At 70.0% G+C, this 19,156-nt stretch carries 19 protein-coding genes; 4 read left to right on the forward strand and 15 right to left on the reverse strand.

Annotation, left to right across the window (positions count from 1 at the left end; genetic code table 11):
* Positions 1 to 50 precede the first annotated feature (50 nt).
* Positions 51 to 788: a DUF4232 domain-containing protein gene (locus ACFC96_RS39665; RefSeq protein ID WP_376617168.1), complete on the forward strand. Its 738-nt coding sequence runs from the start codon at positions 51 to 53 to the stop codon at positions 786 to 788.
* 88 nt (positions 789 to 876) lie between these two features.
* Here ACFC96_RS39665 and hemB read toward each other — a convergent pair whose 3' ends face one another.
* From hemB to ACFC96_RS39695, 6 genes are all read right to left on the reverse strand, one after another.
* A complete protein-coding gene (gene hemB / locus ACFC96_RS39670; protein ID WP_116511361.1) occupies positions 877 to 1,866 on the reverse strand; it encodes a porphobilinogen synthase in 990 nt (329 codons plus the stop codon).
* A 70-nt stretch (positions 1,867 to 1,936) separates the two neighbouring features.
* On the reverse strand, positions 1,937 to 3,622 hold the full coding sequence (locus ACFC96_RS39675) for a uroporphyrinogen-III synthase (RefSeq protein WP_376617170.1): 1,686 nt from the start codon (positions 3,620 to 3,622) through the stop codon (positions 1,937 to 1,939).
* Entirely contained in the window at positions 3,619 to 4,578 is a 960-nt protein-coding gene (hemC, locus tag ACFC96_RS39680) for a hydroxymethylbilane synthase (RefSeq protein ID WP_376268497.1), read from the reverse strand. The genes ACFC96_RS39675 and hemC overlap by 4 nt, the downstream gene beginning before the upstream one ends.
* On the reverse strand, positions 4,575 to 5,942 hold the full coding sequence (locus ACFC96_RS39685; protein WP_376617172.1) for a glutamyl-tRNA reductase: 1,368 nt from the start codon (positions 5,940 to 5,942) through the stop codon (positions 4,575 to 4,577). The genes hemC and ACFC96_RS39685 overlap by 4 nt, the downstream gene beginning before the upstream one ends.
* Positions 5,939 to 6,709: a redox-sensing transcriptional repressor Rex gene (locus ACFC96_RS39690; RefSeq protein WP_376268491.1), complete on the reverse strand. Its 771-nt coding sequence runs from the start codon at positions 6,707 to 6,709 to the stop codon at positions 5,939 to 5,941. The genes ACFC96_RS39685 and ACFC96_RS39690 overlap by 4 nt, the downstream gene beginning before the upstream one ends.
* 328 nt (positions 6,710 to 7,037) lie before the next feature.
* Positions 7,038 to 7,325 carry a glutaredoxin family protein gene (locus ACFC96_RS39695; RefSeq protein WP_116511371.1) on the reverse strand — a complete coding sequence of 96 codons (288 nt, stop codon included), beginning with the start codon at positions 7,323 to 7,325 and terminating at the stop codon, positions 7,038 to 7,040.
* 127 nt (positions 7,326 to 7,452) lie between these two features.
* Between ACFC96_RS39695 and ACFC96_RS39700 the strand changes: the two genes are divergently transcribed.
* The 3 genes from ACFC96_RS39700 (at position 7,453) to ACFC96_RS39710 (ending at position 10,977) form a co-directional block, all read left to right on the forward strand.
* Entirely contained in the window at positions 7,453 to 8,397 is a 945-nt protein-coding gene (locus tag ACFC96_RS39700) for an HAD family phosphatase (protein ID WP_266561488.1), read from the forward strand.
* Between the two features lie 326 nt (positions 8,398 to 8,723).
* Positions 8,724 to 9,515 (forward strand): ECF subfamily RNA polymerase sigma factor, BldN family, encoded by a 792-nt coding sequence (locus ACFC96_RS39705; RefSeq protein WP_100599392.1) that lies wholly within the window; start codon positions 8,724 to 8,726, stop codon positions 9,513 to 9,515.
* A 256-nt stretch (positions 9,516 to 9,771) separates the two neighbouring features.
* Positions 9,772 to 10,977, forward strand: a complete 1,206-nt coding sequence (locus tag ACFC96_RS39710; protein ID WP_376617174.1) for a DUF5667 domain-containing protein — start codon at positions 9,772 to 9,774, stop codon at positions 10,975 to 10,977.
* A 214-nt stretch (positions 10,978 to 11,191) separates the two neighbouring features.
* Here the strand turns inward: ACFC96_RS39710 and ACFC96_RS39715 are convergent, their stop codons facing one another.
* The 9 genes from ACFC96_RS39715 to ACFC96_RS39755 all read right to left on the reverse strand — a co-directional run bounded on the left by ACFC96_RS39715 (position 11,192) and on the right by ACFC96_RS39755 (position 19,054).
* Positions 11,192 to 12,244: a lysophospholipid acyltransferase family protein gene (locus ACFC96_RS39715; RefSeq protein WP_376268485.1), complete on the reverse strand. Its 1,053-nt coding sequence runs from the start codon at positions 12,242 to 12,244 to the stop codon at positions 11,192 to 11,194.
* Between the two features lie 14 nt (positions 12,245 to 12,258).
* Positions 12,259 to 13,320: an NAD-dependent epimerase/dehydratase family protein gene (locus ACFC96_RS39720; RefSeq protein WP_376268482.1), complete on the reverse strand. Its 1,062-nt coding sequence runs from the start codon at positions 13,318 to 13,320 to the stop codon at positions 12,259 to 12,261.
* 276 nt (positions 13,321 to 13,596) lie between these two features.
* On the reverse strand, positions 13,597 to 13,695 hold the full coding sequence (locus tag ACFC96_RS39725) for a 30S ribosomal protein bS22 (RefSeq protein ID WP_003948845.1): 99 nt from the start codon (positions 13,693 to 13,695) through the stop codon (positions 13,597 to 13,599).
* Between the two features lie 120 nt (positions 13,696 to 13,815).
* A complete protein-coding gene (locus ACFC96_RS39730; RefSeq protein ID WP_127832639.1) occupies positions 13,816 to 14,028 on the reverse strand; it encodes a helix-turn-helix domain-containing protein in 213 nt (70 codons plus the stop codon).
* Between the two features lie 129 nt (positions 14,029 to 14,157).
* Positions 14,158 to 14,973 (reverse strand): phosphatase, encoded by an 816-nt coding sequence (locus ACFC96_RS39735; protein ID WP_376268479.1) that lies wholly within the window; start codon positions 14,971 to 14,973, stop codon positions 14,158 to 14,160.
* A gap of 106 nt (positions 14,974 to 15,079) precedes the next feature.
* The gene (locus ACFC96_RS39740; RefSeq protein ID WP_376617175.1) at positions 15,080 to 16,255 is read right to left on the reverse strand and encodes an acetoin utilization protein AcuC; all 1,176 of its coding nucleotides are present in this window, start codon (positions 16,253 to 16,255) and stop codon (positions 15,080 to 15,082) included.
* The gene (locus ACFC96_RS39745) at positions 16,206 to 17,420 is read right to left on the reverse strand and encodes an MFS transporter (RefSeq protein ID WP_376617177.1); all 1,215 of its coding nucleotides are present in this window, start codon (positions 17,418 to 17,420) and stop codon (positions 16,206 to 16,208) included. The genes ACFC96_RS39740 and ACFC96_RS39745 overlap by 50 nt, the downstream gene beginning before the upstream one ends.
* Before the next feature lie 125 nt (positions 17,421 to 17,545).
* Positions 17,546 to 18,274 carry a VC0807 family protein gene (locus ACFC96_RS39750; protein ID WP_376268470.1) on the reverse strand — a complete coding sequence of 243 codons (729 nt, stop codon included), beginning with the start codon at positions 18,272 to 18,274 and terminating at the stop codon, positions 17,546 to 17,548.
* A gap of 135 nt (positions 18,275 to 18,409) precedes the next feature.
* On the reverse strand, positions 18,410 to 19,054 hold the full coding sequence (locus ACFC96_RS39755; protein ID WP_376268467.1) for an HAD family hydrolase: 645 nt from the start codon (positions 19,052 to 19,054) through the stop codon (positions 18,410 to 18,412).
* Positions 19,055 to 19,156: the final 102 nt, after the last annotated feature.

Raw genomic sequence — 19,156 nt, forward strand, 5'->3', positions numbered from 1 at the left:
CCGCACAAGCTCTGGTCATCCAAGCACGCCGCTTCCGAAGGGGATCACCCGTGTCCATCGCCGCACCCACCCGCTCCCGTGTCCGCCTCCTCACGGCCGCCGCCACGGTCGCCCTGGCCGCGCTCTCCCTGACCGCCTGCGACCACGGGGACGGGGTCCGCGACGAGGGCGCGTCGCGGACCCCGTCGAACTCGGCGCCGGCCGACGGCGACAGCGGCAAGGACACGAGCGCCGGATCCACGACGGGCGACAAGACCGGCACGGGCACCGGCAGCGGAAACGGCACCGGAAGCGGCGCCGCCACCGAGCCGAAGCCCCGGCCCGCCTCCACCGGCAGGAACAACGCCACCGCCTCCACCGCCCGCGTCACGTGCAACGGCTCCACGGTCAAGGTCACCGCCCAGTCCGTCTCGCGCCCCGTCAACCACATGCTCCTGACGGTGACCAACACCGGCTCGAAGCGATGCGACCTGTACGGCTACCCGGCCGTCCGCTTCGGCGAGGCCCAGTCGGTCCCGCCGGTGATCGAGGACTCACAGCCGCAGGCGGTGGTCTCCCTGCCGCCGGGCCAGTCCGCCTACGCGGGCGTCGCGCTCTCCGGCGGCGACGACGGCGGCGGCTCCGACGGCCGTACGGAGAAGACGCTCGAGGTGTTCTTCCAGGGCCGCAACACGAACGACGGCGGCCCCGGCGCCAAGGCCGCGCTGCCCGCGAAGGGCGTCCACATCGACGACTCGCTCAAGGTCACGTACTGGCAGCAGTCGATGAGCGACGCGCTGGCCTGGTGACCTGACCCGGTGCCCCGCCCGGACGTGAAAAAGCTGCCCCGCCGGTCACATACCGGCGGGGCAGCGGGAGTTCAGGGGTCGGGCGCGGTCACAGGCCGCGTGCGACCTCCGTCGCCCAGTAGGTGAGGATCATGTTCGCGCCGGCCCGCTTGATGCCGAGGAGCGTCTCCAGGATGGCCCGGTCGCGCTCGATCCAGCCGCGCTGCGCGGCGGCCTCGATCATCGCGTACTCGCCGCTGATCTGGTACGCGGCGACCGGCACGTCCACCGACTCGGCGACCTTGGCGAGGATGTCGAGGTAGGGACCGGCCGGCTTGACCATCACCATGTCGGCGCCCTCCTCCAGGTCGAGCGCCAGCTCCCGCAGGGACTCCCGCACGTTGGCCGGGTCCTGCTGGTACGTCTTGCGGTCGCCGGTCAGCGAGGAGCCGACGGCCTCACGGAACGGCCCGTAGAACGCCGACGAGTACTTCGCGGTGTAGGCGAGGATCGAGACGTCCTCCTTGCCGATGGTGTCGAGCGCGTCGCGGATCACCCCGACCTGCCCGTCCATCATGCCGCTGGGGCCCACGACATGGGCGCCCGCGTCGGCCTGGACCTGCGCCATCTCGGCGTACCGCTCCAGCGTCGCGTCGTTGTCGACGCGTCCCTCGGCGTCCAGGACGCCGCAGTGCCCGTGGTCCGTGAACTCGTCGAGGCACAGGTCGGACATGACGATGAGGTCGTCGCCGACCTCGGCGCGCACATCGCGCAGCGCCACCTGGAGGATGCCGTCGGGGTCCGTACCGGCCGTCCCGAGGGCGTCCTTCTTCGCGTCGTCCGGCACGCCGAAGAGCATGATCCCGGAGACCCCGGCCTCCAGCGCCTCGACGGCCGCCTTCTTGAGGGTGTCCCGGGTGTGCTGCACGACACCGGGCATGGACCCGATCTCGACCGGCTCGCCGATGCCTTCCCGCACGAACGCGGGAAGGATCAGGTCGGCCGGGTGCAGCCGCGTCTCGGCGACCATGCGCCGCATGGCGGGGGTGGTGCGCAGCCTGCGCGGCCGCGCACCCGGGAAGGATCCGTACTCAGTCACACCAACACTCCGTGTCTCACTGTCCCGTTGCCCCCGCTGTCCCCCGCTTGTTCCCTGCGTCAGCAGCGCCTCACGGCGCCGCCCGACGCCTCCGCGCACCGGGCCGCCGCTCGCTCGGCCGGGACACAGGATCCCCCGCCTCGAGCGCGGCGGTGCGCCGCCTGGCACCGAAGTCGGCCAGCGCCTGCGCCAGCCGGTGCACGGACGGCTCCGGGGACATGACGTCCACGCGCAGCCCGTGCTCCTCGGCGGTCTTGGCCGTCGCGGGGCCGATGCACGCGATCACGGTCACGTTGTGCGGCTTCCCCGCGATACCCACCAGGTTCCGCACGGTCGACGACGACGTGAACAGCACGGCGTCGAACCCGCCGCCCTTGATCGCCTCGCGCGTCTCGGCCGGCGGCGGCGACGCCCGCACCGTCCGGTAGGCGGTCACGTCGTCGACCTCCCACCCGAGTTCGATGAGCCCGGCGACGAGCGTCTCGGTGGCGATGTCGGCGCGCGGCAGGAAGACGCGGTCGATCGGGTCGAAGACCGGGTCGTACGGCGGCCAGTCCTCGAGGAGACCGGCGGCGGACTGCTCACCGCTCGGCACGAGGTCGGGCTTCACACCGAACGCGATGAGCGCGTTCGCGGTCTGCTCGCCCACCGCGGCGACCTTGATCCCGGCGAAGGCACGGGCGTCGAGCCCGTACTCCTCGAACTTCTCGCGCACGGCCTTCACCGCGTTCACCGAGGTGAAGGCGATCCACTCGTAGCGTCCGGTGACGAGGCCCTTGACCGCGCGCTCCATCTGCTGGGGCGTGCGCGGCGGCTCGACGGCGATCGTCGGCACCTCGTGCGGCACGGCGCCGTACGACGTGAGCTGGTCGGAGAGCGACGCCGCCTGCTCCTTGGTCCGCGGTACGAGCACCTTCCAGCCGAACAGCGGCTTGGACTCGAACCAGGACAGCTGGTCGCGCTGGGCGGCCGCGGAGCGCTCGCCGACCACGGCTATGACGGGGCGACCGCCCTCCGGGGAGGGCAGCACCTTCGCCTGCTTGAAGGTCTGGGCGATCGTGCCGAGCGTCGCGGACCAGGTCCGCTGGCGCGTCGTCGTACCGGCGACCGTGACGGTCAGCGGGGTGTCCGGCTTGCGGCCCGCCGCGACCAGCTCACCGGCGGCCGCGGCCACCGCGTCGAGCGTCGTCGAGACGACGACCGTGCCGTCGGACGCGCCGACCTCGGTCCAGCAGCGCTCGGAGGCGGTACGGGCGTCGATGAACCGCACGTCCGCGCCCTGCGCGTCCCGCAGCGGAACACCGGCGTACGCGGGCACACCGACGGCCGCCGCGATGCCGGGCACGACCTCGAAGGCGACCCCGCCGGCCGCGCAGGCCAGCATCTCCCCGGCCGCGTCCGTGTCGAGTCCGGGGTCGCCGCTGACGGCACGTACGACCCGCTTGCCGCCCCGCGCGGCCTCCATGACAAGATTGGCGCAGTCCCTCAACGCGGGGACCGCGACGGCAGTTGACGCATCGTCAGCAGCCGTCTGCCCCGGTGTGCCCGGGCTCTCCGCGCCGAGGACGCTCACGCCCGCCTTCGTGTGTGTGCGGACGACGTCGAGCACTTCGGGCTCGGCGATCAGCACATCCGCTCGGGCGAGCGCCTCCACGGCGCGCAGTGTCAGTAGTCCTGGATCTCCGGGACCGGCACCGAGGAAGGTGACGTGCCCGGTTGCCCAGGTGGCCGAAGGGTCAGAGGTGGTGGGGCTCAAAGTGCTCGCTCCCCCATCAGACCGGCCGCGCCCTTGGCGAGCATCTCGGTAGCGAGTTCGCGACCGAGCGCCAGCGCCTGGTCTTCCGTCTCGGGCACGGGACCGGTGGTGGACAGCTGCACCAGCGCGGAGCCGTCGGTGGTACCGACGACGCCACGCAGGCGCATTTCGTTGGCAATCTGCCCGTCGGCCAGCAGGTCGGCCAGTGCGCCCACAGGTGCACTGCAGCCGGCCTCCAGGGCGGCGAGCAGGGATCGCTCGGCGGTCACGGCGACTCGGGTGAACGAGTCGTCGAGCTCTCCGAGCGCGGCGGCGAGGTCCGTGTTGGACGCGGAGCACTCGACCGCAAGGGCCCCCTGGCCGGGGGCGGGCAGAACAGTGTCGACCGCGAGGAAGTCCGTCACTTCCCCGATGCGGCCGATCCGGTTCAGTCCGGCGGCGGCGAGCACGACGGCGTCGAGCTCCCCGTTGTGCACGTAACCGACGCGGGTGTCGATGTTCCCGCGTATCGGCACGGTCTCTATGTGCATGCCGTGGCTGCGCGCGTACGCGTTCAGCTGCGACATGCGGCGCGGCGAACCGGTGCCGACACGCGCTCCCTCCGGGAGCTGCGCGAAGGTCAGTCCGTCACGGGCGACGAGTACGTCGCGCGGGTCCTCGCGCAGCGGCACGGCCGCCAGCGTGAGGTCCGGGTGGGGTGTGGTCGGCAGATCCTTGAGGGAGTGCACGGCGAAGTCGACGTCGCCGCGCAGCAGCGCCTCGCGCAGCGCCACGACGAACACGCCGGTACCGCCGATCTGCGCCAGATGCTCGCGGGACGTGTCGCCGTAGGTGGTGATCTCGACCAGCTCGACGGGCCGCCCCGTCACCTGCCGTACGGTCTCGGCCACGCGCCCCGACTGGGCCATGGCGAGCTTGCTGCGCCTGGTCCCGAGCCTGAGTGCCCTGTCCGTCATGATGCCCGGCCTCGATTCTTGGCTACCGGCTCGTTCAGCTCGTTCAGATCGGCCCGCGAGACGGCGGCCACCGCCTCCGGGTCGAGGTCGAAAAGGGTCCGCAGCGCGTCCGCGTACCCGGCACCGCCGGGCTCCGCGGCCAGCTGCTTGACCCGCACGGTCGGCGCGTGCAGGAGCTTGTCCACGACGCGCCGCACGGTCTGGGTGATCTCCGCGCGCTGCTTCTCGTCGAGCTCCGGCAGGCGCCCGTCGAGCCGCGCGATCTCACCGGTGACCACGTCGGCGGCCATCGTGCGCAGGGCGACGACGGTCGGCGTGATGGTCGCGGCGCGCTGGGCGGCGCCGAACGCGGCCACCTCGTCGGAGACGATGCCCCGCACCTGGTCCACGTCGGCGGCCATCGGCGCGTCGGCCGAGGCCTGTGCGAGCGACTCGATGTCGACGAAGCGCACGCCGCCGATGCGGTGCGCGGCGCCGTCGATGTCGCGCGGCATCGCGAGGTCGAGGAGCGAGAGCCCGCCCGTACGCCCTTCGGTGGCGCGCTGGATCTGGGCCTCGGTCAGGACGAGGCCGGTCGCTCCGGTGCAGGAGACGACGACATCGGCACGTGTCAGTTCGTCGCCGACGGCGTCCATGGGAACCGCTCGCGCGGCCACCCCGGTACCGCCGGGCTCGTTCAGGATCTGCGCGAGACGCTCGGCGCGCTCCAGCGTGCGGTTGGCGACGACGACCTCGGCGACCCCGGCGCGCGCGAGCGTCGCCGCGGCCAGCGACGACATCGAGCCCGCGCCGATCACCAGGGCGCGCTTGTCCTTGGCCCACACGTCGACGGGGCGCCCGGCGGCCAGCTGCTCCAGGCCGAACGTGACCAGGGACTGGCCGGCGCGGTCGATCCCGGTCTCCGAGTGGGCCCGCTTGCCGACCCGCAGGGCCTGCTGGAACAGGTCGTTGAGGAGGCGGCCCGCGGTGTGCAGCTCCTGGGAGCGTGCGAGGCCGTCCTTGATCTGGCCGAGGATCTGGCCCTCGCCCACGACCATCGAGTCGAGCCCGCACGCCACCGAGAAGAGGTGGTGGACGGCCCGGTCCTCGTAGTGCACATAAAGATAAGGAGTGAGCTCCTCGAGACCGACGCCGCTGTGCTGGGCGAGCAGCGTCGAGAGCTCGGCGACACCCGCGTGGAACTTGTCCACGTCGGCGTACAGCTCGATGCGGTTGCACGTCGAGAGCACCGAGGCCTCGGCGGCGGGCTCCGCGGCGAGCGTGTCCTGGAGCAGCTTCGCCTGGGCGTCCGCGGAGAGCGCGGCGCGCTCGAGGACGCTCACGGGGGCGCTGCGGTGGCTCAGGCCTACGACGAGGAGACTCATGCCTGCATCACGGCGGGGACGTCCCCGTCGGGTCCCTTGTGGGCCGGCTTCGCCGCGGCGGCCGGGGTCTCGGTGCCGGCTTCCTCCGCCGTGTCGTCCTGGCCCTCGCCGGCCTTGCGCTGCTCGTGGAAGGCGAGGATCTGGAGCTCGATGGAGAGGTCGACCTTGCGCACGTCGACGCCGTCCGGCACGGACAGGACGGTCGGCGCGAAGTTGAGGATCGAGGTGACACCGGCGGCGACGAGCCGGTCGCAGACCTGCTGGGCCGCGCCCGCGGGCGTCGCGATGACGCCGATGGACACGCCGTTGTCGTCGATGATCTTCTCGAGGTCGTCGGCGTGCTGCACGGCCATGCCCGCGACGGACTTGCCGGTCATCGCCGGGTCGGCGTCGATCAGGGCGGCGACACGGAAGCCACGGGAGGCGAACCCGCCGTAGTTGGCCAGAGCGGCGCCGAGGTTACCGATACCGACCATCACGATCGGCCAGTCCTGGGTGAGGCCGAGTTCGCGGGAGATCTGGTAGACGAGGTACTCGACGTCGTAGCCCACACCGCGGGTGCCGTACGAGCCGAGGTACGAGAAGTCCTTGCGCAGCTTCGCGGAGTTGACCCCCGCGGCGGCCGCGAGCTCCTCGGACGAGACCGTGGGAACCGAGCGCTCCGACAGGCCGGTGAGGGCCCGGAGGTACAGCGGAAGGCGGGCGACGGTGGCCTCGGGAATTCCTCGGCTGCGGGTCGCCGGTCGGTGAGTTCGGCCAGTTGCCACGGTGCTCCTGCGGGTAGAGCGGGGCTGCGGGCGGTCGTACGTCCCAGGACCGCCCCGTCGAATGCAGGCTATGTCTTTGTGAACGCGTGCACAAAGATGGTGTCCGATTTGCCCGGGCAACGTGACCGGGGTCACGCGCCTCCGGTGCGCGCATATGGAACCGCCGCGCAAGCCGCTTCGTTGCCTGCTTGAAGGGGGCAAAACCGCACACTCTCCTCTACGATCCGCGCCCCCGAGACCAAACCGCCCCCGATCCTAAGCGACTTTCCGGACCACTTGGACTGCTCGGTCAGTGACGGTCGCTACTCCCCCGAGGACCACCGGCGGATCAGCCCGTCAGCGCACGCCGAAGTCGATCTTCGTTCACCTTCCAGAAGTCATGCTGTGCTCCGTCCACGAGCACCACGGGGATCTGCTCCCAGTACAAGCGGTACAGCTCCTCGTCCTGGGTGATGTCCTTCTTCTCCCAGGGCGCGCCGAGCTCGCCGCACACCTTCTCGATCACCTCCTGCGCGTCGTCACACAGATGGCAGCCGGGCTTCCCGACCAGGGTGACCAGACGCTCCTCGGGGCTCTTCTTCTCGCTCCGGCGAAAAATGGGACTCATACCGGCCATTCTCGCTCCGCCGACGCCTCCCGGCGCACGTCTGCCGCCCGTTGTTTAACGGCTCGGTCGCGGAGAGTTCACAACGCCGAATCCTCACGACTCCAGAACCACCGAACAGACTGGCTATGCTCACGACATGGCCGCTCTCGGATGGCTCACACCCCGTAGGCGCTCCGCCACCGCGCGGAGCGTATTGGCTGGCGAGGCCTCGGCCGAGGCCGCCCGCAAGTCGTCGCAGGAGCTGGAGCAGCTCGGCGAGGCGACACAGCCCGACGAAGGCACCCCGGAAACGGAGTTCCCTGTCGTCGGCGACGACAGGGCCGCCGCCTTCTTCGACCTCGACAACACCGTCATGCAGGGCGCCGCGATCTTCCACTTCGGGCGCGGCCTCTACAAACGGAAGTTCTTCCAGCGCCGCGAGCTGGTCAAGTTCGGCTGGCAGCAGGCCTGGTTCAGGATCGCCGGGGTCGAGGACCCCGAGCACATGCAGGACGCCCGCGACAGCGCGCTGTCCATCGTCAAGGGCCACCGCGTCGCCGAGCTGATGTCCATCGGCGAGGAGATCTACGACGAGTACATGGCCGAGCGCATCTGGCCCGGCACCCGCGCCCTCGCCCAGGCGCACCTGGACGCGGGCCAGAAGGTGTGGCTCGTCACCGCGGCCCCCGTGGAGACCGCGACGATCATCGCCCGCCGCCTCGGCCTGACCGGTGCCCTCGGCACGGTCGCCGAGTCCGTCGGCGGCGTCTACACGGGCAAGCTCGTCGGCGAACCCCTGCACGGCCCCGCGAAGGCCGAGGCCGTCCGCGCGCTCGCCGCCGCCGAGGGCCTCGACCTCAACCGCTGCGCCGCGTACAGCGACTCGCACAACGACATCCCGATGCTGTCGCTCGTGGGACATCCGTACGCGATCAATCCGGACACCAAACTGCGCAAGCACGCACGCGAACGTGACTGGCGGCTGCGCGACTACCGCACGGGCCGCAAGGCCGCGAAGGTCGGCATCCCGGCCGCGGCGGGAGTCGGCGCACTGGCCGGCGGCACGGCCGCGGCGGTCGCCCTGCACCGGCGTCGCCGCTGACCCGCGGCGCTCCCGGGCGGGAGCGCCGATCGCATCCCCTTACCCCCGCGCGGCTCCCGCCAGTCCCGTTGGTGCAACTCGGCCACAACACGCCCCGCGCTCAGACGGAACGTGACCTGATCCGATCAACAATCGGTCACTCTCCGGCACTTGAATCGACTCCGTTCAGTTACGGAAGCGACGTAATCGGTGATTTGAGCAACTGGGTGTAGCGCTCCCTGCACGAAGCGTTATTCTCCTCAGACGCAAACCGGTACCCACGCGTCAACACGACGAGTGAACGGTCCCGCACTGCACGTGATGGAAGCTCTGCCTCTGGGAGTCCCGTGTACCCACACGTCGGGGTTGACGCCTCGGGCCTGGCTACGCTGCGCGCAACGGTCTCCGACCGCTTGCGCGGCTTCGTCCCCACCGCGTACGCCGTCCCCGCCCTCGCCGTCGCGGCACCCGCCGCGAACGGCCCTACCGGTCCTTGCTATGCCCTGGCTGACGGGAGCACCACGGTCGGAAGACGAGCCCGCTCCGGTTCGGCCGGCACGTCCACCGCACGCCGCCCCGCCGCGGACAGCGACAGCGCCCGCATGATGGATCTCGTCGAGCGCGCCCAGGCGGGCGAGGCCGACGCGTTCGGCCGTCTCTACGACCAGTACAGCGACACCGTCTACCGCTACATCTACTACCGCGTCGGCGGGAAGGCGACGGCCGAGGACCTCACCAGCGAGACCTTCCTGCGGGCCCTGCGCCGCATCGGCACGTTCACCTGGCAGGGGCGCGACTTCGGCGCCTGGCTCGTCACGATCGCGCGGAACCTGGTCGCCGACCACTTCAAGTCGAGCCGTTTCCGCCTCGAAGTGACCACCGGCGAAATGCTCGACGCGAACGAGGTCGAGCGCAGCCCCGAGGACTCCGTCCTGGAGTCCCTGTCGAACGCCGCCCTGCTCGACGCGGTGCACCGGCTCAACCCCCAGCAGCAGGAGTGCGTGACCCTGCGCTTCCTGCAGGGCCTCTCGGTCGCCGAGACCGCCAAGGTCATGGGCAAGAACGAGGGCGCGATCAAGACGCTCCAGTACCGCGCCGTACGCACCCTGGCGCGCCTGCTCCCGGACGACGCCCGTTAGCGACCGGTGGGGCCCACCCCACCCGAGCGTCGCTCTGTAGTCGTCAACTCACCTTCTGTGAGGGGCAGATGGGATCGCGGTCCGATCATCCGCCGTCCGTAACCCAAGTGCCGCGTCGCTCGTTATGCGGGATGCAGGCTCCCTGTGGTCACTCCCCGACTGCTTCCACTCACTCGATCGTGTGGAAGCGCTCAGGGTGTGCAACCCTCAGGACCCCCTGGGGAGTCGACCGTCATGACGAGAGGAGGTGCCGCCAGTGATCGCGAACGTATCGGCACACCGGCGGGCGAACGCCTTCGCCCAGGCCCTGGAGGAGCAGTCCGACCGGGAAGCTGCGGCCGTACAGCAAGAAGAGCCCCCCGCCGAACACGGCGAGCAGGGCAAGCTGTTGGCTCTGGCGACCGGACTGGACGAGCTGCCCAAGCCTGAGCTTGACCCCGAGGTCAAGGTGGTTCAACGAGCCCAGCTCGTGGCCGCCATGGAGGCCATGCTGCTCGAAGGCACGGCTGCGGGGGGTGCGGGCCCAGGCCCTTCCGTGCCCGAGCAGCGCGCGCGCAAGGGCGCTCACCGGGCGAGCCCACTGCGGAAGTTGCGACCCCGCTCACGCCTGTCCAAGGGCATCGCGGCCGGCGGCCTCACCGTCGGTGTCGCCGCGGGAGCCTTCGGCGGCGTCGCCGCTGCCAGCTCCGACGCCCTCCCCGGTGACCACCTCTACGGCCTGAAACGCGGGATGGAGGACCTGAAACTCGGCATGGCCGACGGCGACTCCGATCGCGGCCGGATCTATCTCGACCAGGCCTCCACCCGCCTGAGCGAAGCGCGCCGGCTCATGGAGCGCGGCCGCAGCGGACAGCTCGACCACGAATCCCTCAGCGAAGTCAGGCGCACCCTCTCCGGCGTCCAGTACGACGCCTCCGAGGGCCACCGTCTGCTCCTCGAGGCCTACCGCAGGGACGGCTCGCTCGGCCCCATCCAGGCCCTGTCGTCGTTCACCCGGTCCCACCGCGAGAACTGGGACGCGCTGCGCGACCGCCTGCCCGTACAACTCGGCGACGTGGGCGCACAGGTCAGCTCGGTCTTCGACGCCATAGACCAAGAGGTCGGCCCGCTGCGGTCCCTGCTCCCGCAGGCCCCCGAAAAGGACGGCCGCACCGGCGGACAGCCCGGCACCCACGACAGGACGCCCGGCTCCTCCGCCGACGACAGCTCCACCCCGACCGCCGGCGGAAGCCCGCGCGGCCACCAGGACAGCTCGGGCAAACCCCGACCGTCCTCCTCCGGCACCCATGACGACGGCCTCCTCGGCGACACCACAGGCGGCCTCCTCGACCCGCCCGAGGACGACACCAGCCCCACCCCGTCCGAAGGCAGACACACCGCCCCGAAGCCCGACGTCACACTCCCGCCCCTCCTCCCAGGCCTGCTGCCCGGCCTGGGAATCGACAGCGAGGACGCGAACTAGCCCCTCCGTCACGTGTTACGTGAAGGGGGCGGCCACCGAATTCGGTGACCGCCCCCTTCACGTATGTCCCCAGGTCCCCACCTCCTACGGGCACGTCCCCGGAGCGCCCGGCCAGCCGTCGTACAGCGCGTGCGGGATCTGTTCCCTCACCTGATCCGCCAGATGGAACATCAGCGGCCGAGCCACGGAAACGTCGGCGTGATCGGGAAGGACGTCAGAAGAACACAGACCTCCGCTGCACCAGCAGCTTGTACAGCGTGTGCTGGATCTGCTCTCGCACCTGATCCGTCAGGTTGAACATCAGCATCGGGTCCTCGGCCGCCTCCGGCGGAAAACCGTCCGTCGCAATCGGCTCCCCGAACTGAATCGTCCACTTCGTCGGCAACGGCACCGCGCCCAACGGACCCAGCCACGGAAACGTCGGCGTGATCGGGAAGTACGGGAAGCCCAGGAGCCGCGCCAGCGTCTTCGCGTTGCCGATCATCGGGTAGATCTCCTCCGCCCCGACGATCGAGCACGGCACGATCGGGGTGCCGGCCTTCAGCGCCGTCGAGACGAAGCCGCCGCGCCCGAACCGCTGGAGCTTGTACCGCTCGCTGAACGGCTTGCCGATGCCCTTGAACCCCTCCGGCATCACGCCGACCAGCTCGCCCCGCTCCAGGAGCCGCTGCGCGTCCTCCGCACAGGCCAGCGTGTGGCCGGCCTTGCGCGCCAGCTCGTTGACCACCGGCAGCATGAACACGAGGTCCGCCGCCAGGAGCCGCAGATGCCGGTTCTGCGGATGGTTGTCGTGCACGGCGACCTGCAGCATCACGCCGTCCAGCGGCAGCGTCCCCGAGTGATTGGCGACGATCAGGGCACCGCCGTCCGCCGGGATGTTCTCGATGCCCTTCACCTCGACCCGGAAGTACTTCTCGTACAGGGGCCGCACCAGGGACATCAGGACCTGGTCGGTGAGTTCCTTGTCGTAGCCGAACTCGTCGACGTCGTAATCGCCCGTCAGGCGCCGCCGCAGGAAGGCGAGGCCGCCCGCGATGCGCCGGTCCAGGCTGCCACCGGCCTGCGGCCGCTCCCGCGGATCCGGCTCCCGCACGGCGGCCGGCGGTGACGGCTCGTGGTCCTGCTGCCCGGGCAGCGGCGCGACCTCACGTACGGCCGCGGGCTCGCCCTTGCGCCGGCCGCTCGCGCCGCGGCGGCGCGGAACCACCTTGCCGGCGCCGGTCCGCGACCGGTCGTCGTCGAACGGAATGACCTTGGCATCCGCCATCGTTGATGCGCTCCTCAGCTGGCGCTCTGCGTCGGGGGGTGACCGCCGCCCAGGAAGGGCAGCGAGGCGATCCGGTCGACGGCCCCCGCGAGGGCCTCCGGTGGCAGAAGTCCAGGCCCGCGGCCACGGACGAACTCCGCGAAGGTCTCCGCCGTCGTGTACAGGGGCCGATAGCCCAGTGTCTCGCGCATCTGGGCCGTCGACACGACCCGCCCGTGCGTGAGCAGCCTGATCTGCTCGGGCGAGAAGTCCGTCGCGCCCAGCGTACGCAGGGCCGATCCCACCCAGGTCACGGCCGGCAGGAACACCGGCACCGTCGGCCGCCCGAGCCGGCGCGAGCACTGCGACAGGAGCAGCACGCCGTCACCGGCGACATTGAACGTGCCGCTGTTGAGCGTCCCCCGCGCCGGCTCGTGCGACGCGATCCGCAGCACCTCGATGACATCGTCCTCGTGCACGAACTGCAGCCGCGGGTCATAGCCGAGGACGGTCGGCAGGACCGGCAGCGAGAAGTACTCGGCGAGCGGCGAATCGGCGGCGGGACCGAGGATGTTCGCGAACCGCAGCACGCACACCGCGACGTCGGGCCTGCGCCGGGCGAACCCGCGCACATACCCCTCGACCTCCACGGTGTCCTTGGCGAAGCCGCCGCTGGGCAGCGATTTGGGCGGTGTCGTCTCGGTGAACACGGCCGGGTCACGCGGCGCGGACCCGTACACGTTCGTACTGGACTTCACCACGAGCCGCTTGACCGCCGGCGACTTCTGGCACGCGCCGAGCAGCTGCATCGTGCCGATGACGTTGGTCTCCTTGACGGAGCCCCGGCCGCCGCTGGCCAGCGGAGTGCCCGTGACGTCCAGGTGGACGACCGTGTCGACGGAGTGCTCGGCGAGCATCCGGGCGATCGCCGGTTGCCTTATGTCCGCCTGGAGGAAGTCGGCGTCCCCCAGAGGATGCGCGGGCTCCACCGCGTCCACGGCGATCACCCGGTCCACCTCGGGATCACGCTGGATGCGTCGTACGAAACGGCCCCCGAGCTGCCGGGCCACCCCGGTCACGAGCACGACCTTGCCCAAGATCAGCGCCTACCTTCCGTCGCAGCCCTGCCGCGCCCCAGTTCCGCACCGCCTGGCTCTCGCCGCCACGTTAGCGGGTCGATGTTGCGCTGTGATGACCGCGCGATGCAGGAAGTGACGACAGCCACAGACGTACGTACAGACCGAGGTCGCCGGGACGTGGCCCTACGCTCCCACACAACCCGGCGAAAGCGGCCTCATGAGGCCCGTGGAACGACTGTGGCCCCTCCACCGGACGGTGGAGGGGCCACAGAGCGCGCTTGTTGCAGCGGTCGCCTACTTCTTGTTGCGACGCTGCACGCGGGTGCGCTTCAGCAGCTTGCGGTGCTTCTTCTTGGCCATCCGCTTACGCCGCTTCTTGATAACAGAGCCCACGACTACCCTCGCTCACTTCTCTTCACTCGGTGCGGGGCGTCTGGGCCCACACGACCTACGTCGGCCTAGCCTACCCGGCCTAGCGCTGAGCCTGTAATCGAGGGATCCCGGAGGATGTCGTCAGGCTGTCCCCACCCCCACGTAGGACTCGCGGAGGTACTCGTGAACCGCTTGTTCCGGGACCCGGAAAGACCTTCCGACCCGGATCGCGGGCAGATGACCACTGTGCACCAGCCGGTACACGGTCATCTTCGAGACTCGCATCACCGAGGCGACTTCCGCCACGGTCAGGAACTGCACCTCGTTCAGAGGCCTACTCTCACCAGCAGCCATGACACACCTGAACCTTCCGCACTCGACGGCCACCGGCTTCCCCTTCCGGTGACTCAACGTCGTTGCGTGCTCACTCCCCAGACTAGGGGCGGGTGGTGCGAGTGGGGAAGAGGAGCAGCGGATGGCCGCCTACTGTGACAGACACGCTCGATTGAGTACATAGCGAGTAAGCGGTCGGTAGTAATCAGACCGCACAGCGTCATCAAGCGGAACGACTACGGACACCTGCCCCTCGGCCTCCCCCACGAACAGCGCGGGATCATCCGTATCCGCGAGCCCTATGGCATCGAACCCCAACTGACCTGCGCCGCAGACCCATCCATGGTCACCCACGACCAGCTCCGGCAGCAGCCCGCCGGCCTGCGCGGCGGCCGCGAGAGCCGTGCGAACCGGGAGGGGCGAGTGGGTGTGTGCGCCGGTCTCACCCCCCGGCGCACGCGCGCCGGGTTCCCGCACCAGCGCGACTCCACGGACGTAGTCGAGGTCGTACGTGCGTAGACCGAACCGGGTCGTTATGTCGACACTCTCACCCTGCGCGGGGGTGAGGACGGGACATCCCGCCGCCGACAGGGCGTCCGCCAACGCGGCGTAGAAACCGAGGAGTCGGTGCGGGTGCCCTGTCCCGAACAGCACCGGGACACGACCCCGCGCGGCCTCACCGAGCCGCTTCGCGAACGCGTCGAGCGCGGCCAGCGTCCGCTCCGGATCGATCACGTCGAACCCCGAGGTGTCCCCCGGATCGCCCGACACCCCGCACTTGTCGGCCATCAGCGCGAGCAGATCCCGCTGCCCCCAGCTCCACTCCGGGTCGAGGCCCAGAAGTATCCGGGGATCCCTGGCCGCGAAGAGCCGATAGCTGCGCAGACTCACCTCACGGGAGGTCGCGACGGGCCCGGCCAGATGGGCAGCCAGCAGATGCGCACGCAGCGCTCCGGTGCTCAACACCCGTGTGATGCTGGCGCATTGGCGTCCCTGTCATCCCGAAAACCCCGAAAACACCGCACACATGGCGTAACACCCCTTACCCTCACGGCCCGCCCGCCCCACACCGCTACGGCAACAGCCCGCGCAGCGGAAACGCCGCACGCCGCGTCGCCAGAACCGCCTGGTCGAGCCGGTCCGCCGGGTCGTACCCCGCCTCCCACTCCTTGTACGAGACCGGCCACCGCCCGTCCGTCATCCGCGTGGGAGCCAACTGCCGCGTCCTGGCGAACACTTCCTGCCGCCAGCTCTCCGGAATCACCGTCTCGGGCGCGACCTCGTGCCCGGCGGCGACCCCCACCAGATGCGACCAGGACCGCGGCACCACGTCCACCACCGCGTACCCGCCACCGCCCAGCGCGACCCACCGCCCGTCCGCATGCTCGTGCGCCAGCCCATGACAGGCGACCTGCACGGCGCGCTGCGCGTCGAGCGACACCGCCAGATGCGCCAGCGGGTCCTCGAAGTGCGTATCGGCCCCGTGCTGCGTCACCAGGACCTGCGGCCCGAACTCCGCCAGCAACTCGGGCACGACGGCGTGAAAAGCCCGCAGCCATCCCGCGTCCCCGGTCCCCGCCGGCAACGCCACATTGACCGCCGACCCCTCCGCCGACCCGTCGGCTCCCGTCTCCTCGGGCCACCCGGTCTGCGGAAACAGCGTCCGCGGATGCTCGTGCAGCGAAATGGTGAGCACCCGCGGGTCGTTCCAGAACGCCGCCTGCACCCCGTCCCCGTGGTGCACGTCCACATCCACGTACGCGACGCGCTCGGCACCCAGCTCCAGGAGACGAGCGATGGCCAGCGCCGCGTCGTTGTAGATACAGAACCCGGAAGCACCCCCGGGCATCGCATGGTGCAGCCCGCCCGCGAAGTTCACCGCGTGCAGCGCCTCACCCCGCCACACGGCCTCCGCCGCGCCCACGGACTGCCCGGCGATCAGCGCCGACACATCGTGCATACCGGCGAAGGCCGGATCGTCGACCGTCCCCAGCCCATAGGTCCCGTCCGCCGAAGCAGGATCGGCGGACGCGGCCCTGACCGCCTCCACATAGTCCTCGCGGTGCACAAGCCGCAGCGTCGACTCACCCGCCCGCTTGGCGGCGACGACGTCCACCTCACGGTCGAGCCCAAGAGCCCCGACGAGACTTCTCGTCAGGGCCAGCCGGACCGGATCCATCGGGTGATCCGGGCCGAAGTCATAGCCCGTTACTGCCTCGTCCCACATCAGCTGTGCGCGGCCGCTCATGCCCGTCACCGTATCGGTCCGCCGCGGGGGCGAAGGACCGGGCGTACACGAGTGTCACGAGCACCAACACCATGGGAACGAGCATCGCCCCCCGGTAGTTCCACGCATCACCCAGAGCGCCCACAAGGGGCGAACCGATCAGAAATCCCACATAGTTGAAGACATTCAGCCGCGCAATCGCCGAATCCGAGGCGTTCGGGAAGAGCCTGCCCGCGGCGGCGAACGTCTGCGGCACGATCACGCACAACCCGAGCCCCAGCAGCGTGAACCCGAGCATCCCCACCCAGGGCCCCGGAGCCACCGCCACGACAGCGAACCCGAGCGCCGCCACCACGGCCCCGAACCGCACCACCACGACCGCCCCGAACCGCCGCACCCCGAGATCCCCGAGCGCCCGCCCCACCAGCGTCATCACCATGTAGACGTTGTACGGAACCGTCGACAGCTGCTCCGAACTGCCCAGCACGTCCTGGAGGTACTTCGCACTCCAGTTGGAGACCGTCGAATCCCCGATGTACGCGAACGTCATCACCAGACACAGCGGCAACAGCAGCTTGAACACCACCGGACCGCCCGAGGTGCCCTGAACGCCCTCACCGGCGCCGCTCTCCCCGTCGACGTACCAGCGGCTCCCCACGAACGCCGCCGGCAACAGCAGCGCGACCACCGGCAGATACGACACGAACAGCGAGAGCTCCCAGTGCGCCCCCGCCCACGCGAGCGACGCCCCCACGATCCCGCCCAGGCTGTACGCCGCATGAAACCCGAGCATGATGCTGCGCCCGTACGCCCTCTGCAGGCTCACCCCGAGCATATTCATGGACGCGTCCAGCGCACCCACCGCGAGCCCGAACGCCCCCAGCGCCAGGGCCGCTTGCCACAGCGATCCCCCGGCCCCGACACCGAGCAGAGCCAGCAGCACAACCGGCTGCGACCACCGCAGGACCCGGCTGGGCCGCACCCTCTTGACCAGCTTCTCGGTACACACACTCCCGACGCCGGCCAGGATCGGCACAGCGGCGAGGAAGACGGGCAACAGCCCATCCGATATGCCGTACTGATCCTGGACAGCCGGTATTCGAGTCACCAGGAGCGCGAACGCGGCTCCCTGCACCAGGAAACTGAACGCCAGCGAGCCTCTGCCACGCCGCAGCACTTCTGTCATGGCCGCACAGCGTATGCCCCAGAACTACCCGTGGGTAGATAGATCTCGACGCATCTCGAACGAAAGTTCCCGGCCGCCGTCATCGGGCGACCGGGAAGAGGCGCTGCGAACGTACCGGAGCCGCGTCAGGCGACGCGCTCCACCTGAGCCAGGCCACTCACCAGCTCCTCGTCGACCATCCGCTCCATCGGCCCCACAGCCAGACGCCCGCCGAACCGGATGGCCAGGACCACGGCGCCCGCCATGATCACATTGCCGAGCCAGACCATCGTGTCGACCGGCAACGTGTACGCCCCCACGATCCGCACCACGCACTCCGTGACCAGCGCCAGACCCCACACCGCCGTGAACACGCGCTCGGCCCGCACAAAGCGGCCCGGCCCCGCCGACAGCCGCTCCCAGGCCGCGGTCCGCCCGGCATCCCCCTTGGTCACGAAGGGCTTCAGCGCGGACGTGAGGAGCGGCCTGCCGGCCACGACCGACACCAGCATCGAGATGCCGACGACGCTGCTGATCCCACTGTCCTTGGCCAGCATCAGCCGAGGATCGCCCGTCACCGTACTCAGCAGCAGCCCCACCATGTTGACGACGAGGATGACTCCGGCCAGCACATTGAGCCGCCGCTCCCGCAGCACCCCCCACAGGGTCCGCAGCGCCGGCAGCACACTGCTCCACCCCAGGGCGGCCAGCGCGCTCATGCCGAACCCCTTGCTCAGCACGTAGTACGACGCCATCGGCAGCACCACATCCACGACCAGAGGCTTGAGACTTCCCAGGAGGGCCGCACGGTCGCTCCGCGGGGCGGAAGCCGCGTCAGCGGACTTGAGCGGTGTCTGTACAACGACCTGGCTCATGATCGGGTCCCTCCGTCGTCACTGTGTACGTCCCGTTCTCGATGTACTCAGCTTCGTGGAGGACCCCCTCCGCCCGACAGAAACGATCGTCCGGAGCTCGCGATGACAAATGTCAGGGCGCCTCGTACGGAGATGTCATGCGAGCAGGTCAGGCAACTCCCGCATGTCGCCGAAGAGTTCGGTGGCCGCGCTCAGCCGGTTCGCGGGCGTCATGGCCGTGAACCCGTACACGTCCATCCCGGCGGCCACAGCGGCCTGGACGCCGAGCGGACTGTCCTCCACGACCGCACACCTCTCCGGCGCCACACCCATGCGCCGGGCCGCGTACAGGAAGAGATCCGGCGCCGGCTTCCCCCGCCCGACATCCTGGGAACTGAAGATCCGGCCGTCATCGAACCACTTGTCGTGCCCGGTCTTACGATGCCCGACGCGAATCCGCTCGTGGCTCCCCGAGGAGGCCACGCAGTACGGCACTCCATCGGCGGCCAGCTTCTCCAGGACCTCCACGGCCCCCGGCACGGGCTCCAACTCCCGCTCGAAGGCGGCGAACACCCGCCCGTGAAAAACATCGTCGAAGTCCTCGGGCAGCCGCTGCCCGGTGCGCTCCTCGACAAGATCGTGCACACGGTGCATGGCGGAACCCATGTACTCCCTGAGGGATTCCTCGTACGAGGTGGGGTGCCCGAGTTCGGTGAGATAGCCGGCGAGAAGTTTGTTGGAGATCGGCTCGCTGTCGACGAGAACGCCGTCGTTGTCGAAAATGACCAGGTCGTATCGCATCACTCGACCCTAAACGCAGAAAACCCCCGTGACAGGATTCTCATCCCGTCACGGGGGTTTTCTTCAAAAATAGTTCGGCGGCGTCCTACTCTCCCACAGGGT

The organism is Streptomyces sp. NPDC055955 (genome assembly GCF_042270245.1).
In the GTDB taxonomy this organism is placed as follows: domain Bacteria; phylum Actinomycetota; class Actinomycetes; order Streptomycetales; family Streptomycetaceae; genus Streptomyces.